This is a genomic window from Rubrivivax sp. JA1026 (assembly GCF_011065555.1).
GTDB classification, from domain to species: Bacteria; Pseudomonadota; Gammaproteobacteria; order Burkholderiales; family Burkholderiaceae_C; genus Rubrivivax; species Rubrivivax benzoatilyticus.
Genome location: NZ_JAALCQ010000003.1, coordinates 355,680 through 366,039 on the forward strand (window position 1 = coordinate 355,680; position 10,360 = coordinate 366,039).

General features: G+C 69.4%; 8 protein-coding genes. 1 reads left to right on the forward strand and 7 read right to left on the reverse strand.

What is annotated here, in order from left to right:
• Positions 1-2: 2 nt before the first annotated feature.
• The 7 genes from G5B56_RS08240 to scpA all read right to left on the reverse strand — a co-directional run bounded on the left by G5B56_RS08240 (position 3) and on the right by scpA (position 9,246).
• Positions 3-833 carry a YdiY family protein gene (locus G5B56_RS08240; RefSeq protein WP_138938772.1) on the reverse strand — a complete coding sequence of 277 codons (831 nt, stop codon included), beginning with the start codon at positions 831-833 and terminating at the stop codon, positions 3-5.
• Positions 834-912: 79 nt separating this feature from the next.
• Positions 913-1,374: a VOC family protein gene (locus tag G5B56_RS08245; protein WP_164962878.1), complete on the reverse strand. Its 462-nt coding sequence runs from the start codon at positions 1,372-1,374 to the stop codon at positions 913-915.
• A complete protein-coding gene (gene bioB / locus G5B56_RS08250) occupies positions 1,371-2,354 on the reverse strand; it encodes a biotin synthase BioB (protein WP_164962879.1) in 984 nt (327 codons plus the stop codon). Before bioB ends, G5B56_RS08245 begins: the two co-directional genes overlap by 4 nt.
• A 4-nt stretch (positions 2,355-2,358) precedes the next feature.
• On the reverse strand, positions 2,359-4,389 hold the full coding sequence (accC, locus tag G5B56_RS08255; protein ID WP_164962880.1) for an acetyl-CoA carboxylase biotin carboxylase subunit: 2,031 nt from the start codon (positions 4,387-4,389) through the stop codon (positions 2,359-2,361).
• A 127-nt stretch (positions 4,390-4,516) separates the two neighbouring features.
• Complete coding sequence (locus G5B56_RS08260) at positions 4,517-6,049, reverse strand: acyl-CoA carboxylase subunit beta (RefSeq protein WP_009857185.1); 1,533 nt, start codon at positions 6,047-6,049, stop codon at positions 4,517-4,519.
• A 17-nt stretch (positions 6,050-6,066) separates the two neighbouring features.
• Entirely contained in the window at positions 6,067-7,047 is a 981-nt protein-coding gene (gene meaB, locus G5B56_RS08265; RefSeq protein WP_009857186.1) for a methylmalonyl Co-A mutase-associated GTPase MeaB, read from the reverse strand.
• A 27-nt stretch (positions 7,048-7,074) separates the two neighbouring features.
• A complete protein-coding gene (gene scpA, locus G5B56_RS08270) occupies positions 7,075-9,246 on the reverse strand; it encodes a methylmalonyl-CoA mutase (protein ID WP_164962881.1) in 2,172 nt (723 codons plus the stop codon).
• A gap of 390 nt (positions 9,247-9,636) precedes the next feature.
• Between scpA and G5B56_RS08275 the strand changes: the two genes are divergently transcribed.
• Positions 9,637-10,293: a GntR family transcriptional regulator gene (locus G5B56_RS08275; protein WP_009857188.1), complete on the forward strand. Its 657-nt coding sequence runs from the start codon at positions 9,637-9,639 to the stop codon at positions 10,291-10,293.
• The last annotated feature ends 67 nt before the right edge of the window (positions 10,294-10,360 follow it).

Below are 10,360 nucleotides of genomic sequence, written 5' to 3' on the forward strand. Positions count from 1 at the left end.
GCTCAGGGAGCCGGCGACGGGCCGAACTTCAGGTTCAGGCCGGTGAACAGCGTCAGGTCGTTGCGGCGCACGCCGTCGGGCGGCTCGCTGTTGAACTGGTCCGACAGCGTGACCGTCAGGCTCAGCGTCGAGTTCAGCGCCACCGCCAGCGTGCCGGAGAAGCGCAGCAGCGTCGTGCGGTCGCCCGAGATCGACGGCGCGACGTCCAGGCGCTGGCGCAGCTCGACGGTCGGCGTCAGGCGGTGGCTGGACTCCTCGCCCAGCGCCAGCGTGGTGCGCGCGAAACGCGAGCCACGGCGGCCGTCGAAGCTCTGCTCTTCGGTGTAGCGGTCGACGACACGGCCGAGGCCGGAGAAGACGCTGAAGCTGGTGTCCTCGTCGTCGACGAGTTTCCAGCCCAGGCCGGCGTCGACGCTGTCGCGGCGGTCGAGCTCGACGACCCGGTCGCTCTCGATCAGCGCCCGGCCGTAGACGAAGGCGTGGGGGCCGAGGTTGTAGTCGTAGCGGCCGCTGGCGCTCCAGCGGTCGGCGGTGGTCTCGCGCTCGCCGTCGACCTCGCTGCGGCCGTAGTTCAGCGTGCCGCCGAGCGTGACGCGGTCGCGCCGCGTCGCGCGCACCGCGTCGATGTTCAGCGAGACGGCGGCGCCGTCGGTGTTGCCCGAGCTCAGCGTCGCCGCGGCACCGCCCGAGCCGCGCCAGCGGCCGTCGGCCGGCGAAGCCCCGTGCTCGGGCGCGACGACGATCGGCACCGCGAGCTGGGCCTGGGCGCCGGTGCCGGCGGCCAATGCCAGCGCGGCGGCCAGCAAGGAGAACATCGGGCGCAGGGCAGGCATCGTCACGTCGTCGTCCAGGAGTGGGGGCGGGGCGCTCGCCCGGCGGGCAGCCCCTGTGACCCCGATGGCGGCGCCGGGTTCAGGACAGCGCCGAAATCACCTCGGGCGGCGCCTGCACCAGCTCGATCAGCACGCCCTCGCCCGAGAACGGGAACTCGTCGTTGGACTTCGGGTGCACGAAGCAGATGTCGTGGCCGGTCGCGCCCTTGCGGATGCCGCCGGGCGCGAAACGCACGCCCTGCGCCGTCAGCCACTGCACGGCTGTCGGCAGGTCGTCGATCCAGAGGCCGACGTGGTTCAGCGGCGTGGCGTGCACGGCCGGCTTCTTCTCCGGGTCCACCGGCTGCATCAGATCGACCTCGACCGCGTGCGGGCCGCTGCCCAGCGCGCAGATGTCCTCGTCGACGTTCTCGCGTTCGCTGACGAACGTGCTCTTCACGGTCAGGCCGAACATGTCGACCCACAGCGACTTCAGCCGCTGCTTGTCGGGGCCGCCGATGGCGATCTGCTGGATGCCCAGCACACGGAACGGACGGGTCATGCGGACACCTCCTTCTTCGTCGGGGACAGGTTCAGGCGCGACAGCAGCCGGCGGTCGTCCTCGGCGTCGGCGTTGCCGGTGACGAGCAGCTGGTCGCAATAGAAGATCGAGTTGGCGCCGGCCAGGAAACACAGCGCCTGGATGCCGTCGCCGAGCTCGCGCCTCCCGGCCGACAGCCGCACGCGCGAGTGCGGCATGACGATGCGCGCCGCGGCGACGACACGCACCAGCTCGAACGGGTCGACCGGCGGTGCGTCGGCCAGCGGCGTGCCGGGCACCCGCACCAGGCTGTTGATCGGCACCGAGTCGGGCGCCGGGTCCAGCGCCGCGAGTTCGGCGATCAGCCCGGCACGGTGGGCGCGCGTCTCGCCCATGCCGACGATGCCGCCGCAGCAGACCTTGAGCCCGGCCTCGCGCACGTGGCGCAGCGTCTGCAGCCGGTCCTCGTAGACGCGCGTGCCGATGACCTCGCCGTAGAACTCGGGCGCGGTGTCGAGGTTGTGGTTGTAGTAGTCGAGCCCGGCCTCGCGCAGCGTGCGCGCCTGCTCGGGCTCGAGCATGCCCAGCGTCGCGCAGGTTTCCAGCCCGAGCGCGTGCACCTCGCGCACCAGCGCCGCGACCTTCTCGACGTCGCGGTCCTTGGGCGAGCGCCAGGCGGCGCCCATGCAGAAACGCGTCGCGCCGGCGGCCTTGGCGGCACGCGCCTTGGCCAGCACCTCGTCGACGTCGAGCATCTTCGCCGCGCCGACGCCGGTGTCGTGGCGCGAGGACTGCGGGCAGTAGCCGCAGTCCTCGGGGCAGCCGCCGGTCTTGATCGACAGCAGCGAGGCCAGCTCGATGTCGCCCTGGGGCCAGTGCCGTGCGTGGACCTCGGCGGCGCGCCGCACGAGGTCCATGAACGGCAGGTCCAGCAGCGCGAGCACCCGCTCGCGCGTCCAGGGGGCAAGGGTCTTCGGGAGGGTCTCGTCGATCAGGGTCATGAACTCAGGCGAAGCGGATGATGGGCTGGTCGACCGCCAGGCTCTCGCCCTGCTCGGCCAGCACCTCTGCGACGGTCCCGTCCTGGGACGCCGTGAGGATGTTCTCCATTTTCATCGCTTCGATGACCGCCAGACGTTCGCCGGCCACGACCGTCTGCCCCGGCTTCACCGCGACCTGCACCAGCAGGCCCGGCATCGGCGACAGCAGGAACTTGCTCATGTCCGCCGGCGGCTTGAACGGCATCACGCGCAGCAGCTCGGCGGCGCGGGCGCGCATCACCATCGCGTCGATGCGGCGGCCGTTGTGCGCCACGCTGTACCAGACGCCGTGGCGCTCGGCCTGGGCGGTGAACGGGCGGCCGTTGCAGGTGCCGGTGGCGCGGATCGAGCCGAAGCGCCATTCCTTGACGATGCCGTAGCTGCGGCCGTTGACGCTGACCGTCGTCGTGTTGCCCGCGACCTCGATCTTCACCGGCACGTGGGTGTGCTCGCCGGCCTCGCCACGCACGACGACAACGAAGTCGGTGCCGATGCGCAGGTTGTGGCCTGCGAGCTGGCCGCTGATGCCGGCGGCGCGGCCGAGGTAGCGCCGGTAGACGGTGGCCACCAGCGCGACGAGGAAGTCGGGGTCGTCGTGCGGCACGTCCTCGGCGCGGAAGCCGCGGCCGTAGTGCTCGGCGATGAAGCCGGTGTTGAACTGGCCGGCGACGAACTTCGGGTGCGCCAGCAGCGCCGACTGGAACGGGATGTTGCTCGACACGCCGCGGATGACGAAGCCGTTGAGCGCCTCGCGCATGCGGGCGATGGCGTCGTCGCGGTCCAGCCCGTGCACGATGAGCTTGGCGATCATCGAGTCGTACTGCATCGGGATCTCGCCGCCTTCGTAGACGCCGGTGTCCACGCGCACGCCGCCTCCGGCGGGCACCGGCATCGCCGCTTCCATCGTCTGCGCCGGCGGCATGTAGCGCACCAGGCGGCCGGTGGACGGCAGGAAGTTGCGGAACGGGTCCTCGGCGTTGATGCGGCACTCGATGGCCCAGCCGCGGCGCGGGATGTCGGCCTGCTTGAACGGCAGCGGCTCGCCAGCGGCCACGCGCAGCATCTGCTCGACGAGGTCGATGCCGGTGATGCACTCGGTGACCGGGTGCTCCACCTGCAGCCGCGTGTTCATCTCCAGGAAATAGAAGCTCTGGTCCTTGCCGACGACGAACTCGACGGTGCCGGCCGACTGGTACTTCACCGCCTTGGCCAACGCGACGGCCTGCTCGCCCATGGCCTTGCGCGTGGCATCGCTGATGAACGGCGACGGCGCCTCCTCGATGACCTTCTGGTGGCGGCGCTGGATCGAGCACTCGCGCTCGTGCAGGTAGACGACGTTGCCGTGGGCGTCGCCGAGCACCTGGATCTCGATGTGGCGCGGCTCCTCGACGAACTTCTCGATGAAGACGCGGTCGTCGCCGAAGCTGTTCTTGGCCTCGTTGCGGCAGGAGGCGAAGCCTTCGTGCGCCTCCTTGTCGTTGAAGGCCACGCGCAGGCCCTTGCCGCCTCCGCCGGCGCTGGCCTTGATCATCACCGGGTAGCCGATGCCGCGCGCGATCTCGACGGCCTGCTCGGGCGACCCGATGGCCTCGTTCCAGCCCGGGATGGTGCTGACGCCGGCCTCGTTGGCCAGCTTCTTGGAGGCGATCTTGTCGCCCATCGCCGCGATGCTGTAGTGCTTCGGGCCGATGAAGACGATGCCTTCCTCCTCGACACGGCGGGCGAAGTCCTCGTTCTCGGACAGGAAGCCGTAACCGGGGTGGATGGCCTCGGCGCCGGTCTGCTTGGCGGCGGCGATGATCTTGTCGGCGACGAGGTAGCTCTCGCGGCTGGGCGCCGGGCCGATGTGCACGGCCTCGTCGGCCAGCTCGACGTGACGCGCGTCGCGGTCGGCGTCGGAATAGACGGCCACCGTCGCGATGCCCAGCTTCTTCGCCGTCTTGATGACGCGGCAGGCGATCTCGCCGCGGTTGGCGATCAGGATCTTCTTGAACATGAAGTTCTCTCCGGAATTCGGTTCGGCTCCCTCTCCCGTTCGCGGGAGAGGGTTGGGGTGAGGGACGTGGTACGCGGTCACCCTCACCCCTGCCCTCTCCCGCAGCCGCGGGAGAGGGAGGAATGCATCAAAGAGGGATGTTCCCGTGCTTGCGCCACGGGTTTTCCAGCTTCTTGTCCTTGAGCATCGCCAGCGAGCGGCAGATGCGCTTGCGCGTCTCGTGCGGCTGGATGACGTCGTCGATGTAGCCGCGCGCGCCGGCCACGAAGGGGTTGGCGAAGCGCGCCTTGTATTCGGCTTCGCGCGCGGCGAGCTTGGCCGGGTCGGCCTTGTCTTCGCGGAAGATGATCTCGACCGCGCCCTTGGCGCCCATCACCGCGATCTCGGCGTTGGGCCAGGCGAAGTTGACGTCGCCGCGCAGGTGCTTGGAGCTCATCACGTCGTAGGCGCCGCCGTAGGCCTTGCGCGTGATGACGGTGATCTTGGGCACCGTGCACTCGGCATACGCGTAGAGCAGCTTGGCGCCGTGCTTGATGATGCCGCCGTACTCCTGCGAGGTGCCGGGCATGAAGCCGGGCACGTCGACGAAGGTCACGACCGGGATGTTGAAGGCGTCGCAGAAGCGCACGAAGCGCGCCGCCTTGATGCTGCTCTTGATGTCCAGGCAGCCGGCCAGGACCATCGGGTTGTTGGCGACGATGCCGACGGCCTCGCCGTTCATGCGGCCGAAGCCGACGACGATGTTCTTGGCGTTGTCGGGCTGGATCTCGAAGAACTCGCGGTCGTCGACCACCTTCGTGATCAGCTCCTTCATGTCGTAGGGCTTGTTCGGGTTGTCCGGAACCAGCGTGTCCAGCGACTCGTCGATGCGCTCCGCCGGGTCGCCGCTGGGGCGCACCGGGGCGCGCTCGCGGTTGTTCAGCGGGATGTAGTTGAAGAAGCGGCGCAGCATCAGGATCGCCTCGACGTCGTTGTCGAAGGCGAGGTCGGCGACGCCGCTCTTGGTCGTGTGGGTGATCGCGCCGCCCAGCTCCTCGGCGGTCACTTCCTCGTGCGTCACGGTCTTCACGACGTCCGGGCCGGTGACGAACATGTACGAGCTGTCCTTCACCATGAAGATGAAGTCGGTCATCGCCGGCGAGTACACGGCGCCGCCGGCGCAGGGGCCCATGATCAGGCTGATCTGCGGCACGACGCCGGAGGCCATCACGTTGCGCTGGAAGACCTCGGCATAACCGCCCAGCGAGGCCACGCCTTCCTGGATGCGTGCGCCGCCCGAGTCGTTCAGGCCGATGACCGGGGCACCGACCTTCATCGCCTGGTCCATGATCTTGCAGATCTTCTCGGCGTGCGCTTCCGACAGCGCGCCGCCGAAGACGGTGAAGTCCTGGCTGAAGACGAACACCAGGCGGCCGTTGATCATGCCGTAGCCGGTGACGACGCCATCGCCCGGGATCGTCTTGCCGGCCATGCCGAACTCCGTGCAGCGGTGTTCGACGAACATGTCCCATTCCTCGAACGTGCCTTCGTCGAGCAGCAGCTCGATGCGCTCGCGTGCCGTCAGCTTGCCCTTGGCATGCTGCGAGTCGATGCGCTTCTGGCCCCCGCCCAGGCGGGCGGCGGCGCGCTTCTTCTCGAGTTGTTCGATGATGTCGTGCATGAAGTCTGTCTCCTCGGTCAGTCCATCAGGTCGAGCAGGCGGCGCGCCGCCACCGAGGCGGCCAGCCGCCCGGAGAGCACGTCGTCGGTGATCGCCGGCAGCGCGTCGCGCACCGCCGGGTGTTGCTTGAAGCGCTGGCGCAGGCCGGCTTCGATGCGGTCCCACATCCAGGCTTCGTCCTGCGCGCGGCGGCGTGCGGCGAGCCGGCCGCTGGTGCGCTGGCGCTCGTTGAAGCCCGAGACCGCGGCCCAGAATTCGTCGAGCCCGCTGCCCTTCAGCGCGCTGAGCTGCAGCACCTGCGCCGGGGCGGCGGCGTGCGGCCCCAGGAAACGCAGCGCGCTGGTGATCTGGGCCCGGGCGCGCGTCGCGGCGTCGGGGTCGAGGTCGGCCTTGTTGATGACCACCAGGTCGGCCAGCTCCATCACGCCCTTCTTGATCGCCTGCAGGTCGTCGCCGGCGTTGGGCAGCTGCAGCAGCACGAACATGTCGGTCATGTTGGCGACCGCGGTCTCGCTCTGGCCGACGCCGACGGTCTCGACGATGACGACGTCGTGGCCCGCGGCCTCGCAGACCAGCATCGCCTCGCGCGTCTTCTCGGCCACGCCGCCCAGCGTGCGGCCGGCCGGGCTGGGGCGGATGAAGGCGCGCTCGTCGGAGGACAGCCGCTCCATGCGCGTCTTGTCGCCGAGGATCGAGCCGCCGGAGACGCTGGACGAGGGGTCGACGGCGAGCACCGCGACGCGGTGGCCGCGGCCGATCAGGTGCAGGCCCAGCGCTTCGATGAAGGTGCTCTTGCCCACACCGGGCACGCCGCTAATGCCCAGGCGCAAGGCGCGCCCGGTGTGCGGCAGCACGGCGTTGAGGAGTTCGTCGGCGCGCAGGCGGTGGTCGGCGCGCGTGGACTCCAGCAGCGTGATGGTCTTGGCCAGCGCGCGCCGCTGCATCGGCCCCGCGGGGCCGAGCAAGGACGCGAGCAGCGCCTGGTCGGGGTCAGGCATGGACTTCTCGAGACGGCAGCGACGGGCTCAGCCCAGCGCCTTCTTGATCTGCTCGAGCACGTCCTTGGCGCTGGCCGGGATCGGCGTGCCGGGGCCGTAGATGCCCTTGACGCCGGCCTCGAAGAGGAAGTCGTAGTCCTGCTGCGGGATCACGCCGCCGGCGAAGACGACGATGTCGTCGCCGCCCTGGGCCTTCAGCGCGTTGATGATCGCCGGCACCAGCGTCTTGTGGCCGGCGGCCAGCGTGCTGACGCCGACCGCGTGCACGTCGTTCTCGATCGCCTGGCGCGCGCATTCCTCGGGCGTCTGGAACAGCGCGCCGATGTCGACGTCGAAGCCCAGGTCGGCGAAGGCCGTGGCCACGACCTTGGCGCCGCGGTCGTGGCCGTCCTGGCCCAGCTTGGCGATCATCACGCGCGGGCGGCGGCCCTGCTGTTCGGCGAACTCGTCGATCTCGGCCTTGAGCTTGTCCCAGCCCTCGGCGCTGTCGTAGGCGGCTGCGTACACCCCGGTCACCTTCTGGATGTCGGCGCGGTGGCGCCCGTAGACCTTCTCCAGCGCGTCGCTGACCTCGCCGACGGTGGCGCGCACGCGCATCGCGTCGATGGCCAGGCCGAGCAGGTTGCCTTCGCCGCTGTGCGCGGCGGCGGTCAGCGCTTCCAGCGCGGCCTGCACCTTGGCGCCGTCGCGTGCGGCGCGCACCTGCGCCAGGCGGGCGATCTGCGCGTCGCGCACCTTGACGTTGTCGACCTCGAGGATCTCGACCTTGTCCTGCTTGCTGTTGCGGTACTTGTTGACGCCGACGATGACGTCCTGGCCGGAGTCGATGCGCGCCTGCTTCTCGGCGGCGCTGGCCTCGATCTTCAGCTTGGCCCAGCCCGAGTCGACGGCGCGGGTCATGCCGCCCATGGCCTCGACTTCCTCGATGATCGCCCAGGCCTTGTCGGCCATGTCCTGGGTCAGCTTCTCCATCAGGTAGCTGCCGGCCCACGGGTCGACGACCTTCGTGATCTGGGTCTCTTCCTGGATGATCAGCTGGGTGTTGCGGGCGATGCGCGAGCTGAACTCGGTGGGCAGCGCGATCGCCTCGTCGAAGCTGTTGGTGTGCAGGCTCTGCGTGCCGCCGAAGACCGCGGCCATCGCCTCGACCGTCGTGCGCACGATGTTGTTGTACGGGTCCTGCTCGGTGAGGCTCCAGCCCGAGGTCTGGCAGTGCGTGCGCAGCATCAGGCTCTTGGGCTTCTTCGCGTTGAAGCCCTTCATGATCCGGCACCACAGCAGGCGCGCGGCGCGCATCTTGGCGATCTCGAGATAGAAGTTCATCCCGATCGCCCAGAAGAAGCTCAGGCGACCGGCGAACTCGTCGACGTCCAGGCCACGCGCGATGGCGGTCTTCACGTACTCCTTGCCGTCGGCCAGCGTGAAGGCGAGTTCCAGCGCCTGGTTCGCACCCGCCTCCTGCATGTGGTAGCCGGAGATCGAGATCGAGTTGAACTTCGGCATGTGGCGTGCCGTGTACTCGATGATGTCCGCGACGATCCGCATCGAAGGCTCGGGCGGATAGATGTACGTGTTGCGGACCATGAACTCCTTGAGGATGTCGTTCTGGATGGTCCCCGACAGCTGGTCCTGCGCGACGCCCTGCTCCTCGGCGGCGACGACGTAACCGGCGAGCACCGGCAGCACCGCGCCGTTCATCGTCATCGAGACGCTGACCTTGTCCAGCGGGATGCCGTCGAACAGGATCTTCATGTCCTCGACCGAGTCGATCGCCACGCCGGCCTTGCCGACGTCGCCGGTGACGCGCGGATGGTCGCTGTCGTAACCGCGGTGCGTGGCCAGGTCGAAGGCCACCGACACGCCCTGGCCGCCGGCGGCCAACGCCTTGCGGTAGAAGGCGTTCGACTCCTCGGCGGTGGAGAAGCCGGCGTACTGGCGGATGGTCCACGGGCGCACCGCGTACATCGTCGCCTGCGGGCCGCGGATGAAGGGCTCGAAGCCCGGCAGCGTGTCGGCGTAGGGCAGGTCGGCGGTGTCGGCCGCGGTGTACAGCGGCTTGACGGTCAGGCCCTCGGGCGTCTGCCAGTTCAGCGCCTCGACGTCACCACCCGGCGCGGACTTGGCGGCAGCCTTGTGCCATTGTTCGAGGGACGACGGGGCGAACTCGCCGCTCTCGCGCGGGTCGGGGCTGTTGCTCATCGAGATGTCTCCTGCTGTGCAAGCCGCCGGGCCCGCTGTCATGAATAATTATAAATTCCTGCGTCCGACACGATCCTGACACGTCGGTTAACGGCGCCCCCCGAGACCGGGTTCGGCGCCCACCCGGGCCTTCGCAGGCTTCGTGAGCACCCGCGCTCGCCCGCTGCAGGCGGGACACCCAGGCGATGACCGCTCGCCTCGCCGACGCCAACCGAACGGACCCGGCTCGCGGCCCGGCACCCGAAGGCGAGGCGACGACTTGCACCACGCCGGAGCTGCGATTTTGGGGTTTTCCCTAGAACCAAGGCACCTGGCACATCCGATGCGTGATGCAAAATTATGAATTCAGATCCGCCCTCGGCCCCGCCGACCACCCTGCCCCGCTCGCCTGTGGCCGACGTCCCGCACCGCCCCGATGCCCGCCCGCTGTCACCCCGCGCCCTCTACGAGGAAGTCGCGGAACGGCTGCGCCAGCAGATTTTCTCCCGCCGGCTCGAGCCCGGCAGCTGGATCGACGAACTGAAGCTGTGCGCCGAGTTCGGCATCAGCCGCACGCCGCTGCGCGAGGCGCTGAAGGTGCTGGCCACCGAAGGCCTGGTGACGATGAAGGTGCGCCGCGGCGCCTACGTCACCGAGATGTCCACCGCCGACGTCGCCCAGGTCTACCACCTGCTCGCGCTGCTGGAGAGCGACGCCGCGGCCACCGTGGCCACCCGCGCCGACGAGGCCCACCGCGAGCGCCTGCGCCGCCTGCATGCGCGGCTGGAGACCGAGACCGGCGATCGCGACGTCTTCTTCGCGACCAACGAGGAGTTCCACATGGCGCTGCTCGACGCGGCCGGAAACCGCTGGGCGACCCAGGTGGTGACCGACCTGCGCAAGGTCATGAAACTCAACCGCCACCACTCGCTGTTCAAGCACGGGCGCATCGAGGAGTCGCTGGCCGAGCACCGTGCGCTGGTCGAGGCGATCCTCGCCCGCGACGGCGAGGCGGCGCGACGGCTGATGCACGCGCACTTCGACAACGGGCTCGCGGCCGCGGCTTGACCGCCGTTAGGCTCGGGTCAGACGCGCGGCCCACACTGGCAAGACTTCACGACGAGGACCACCAGGC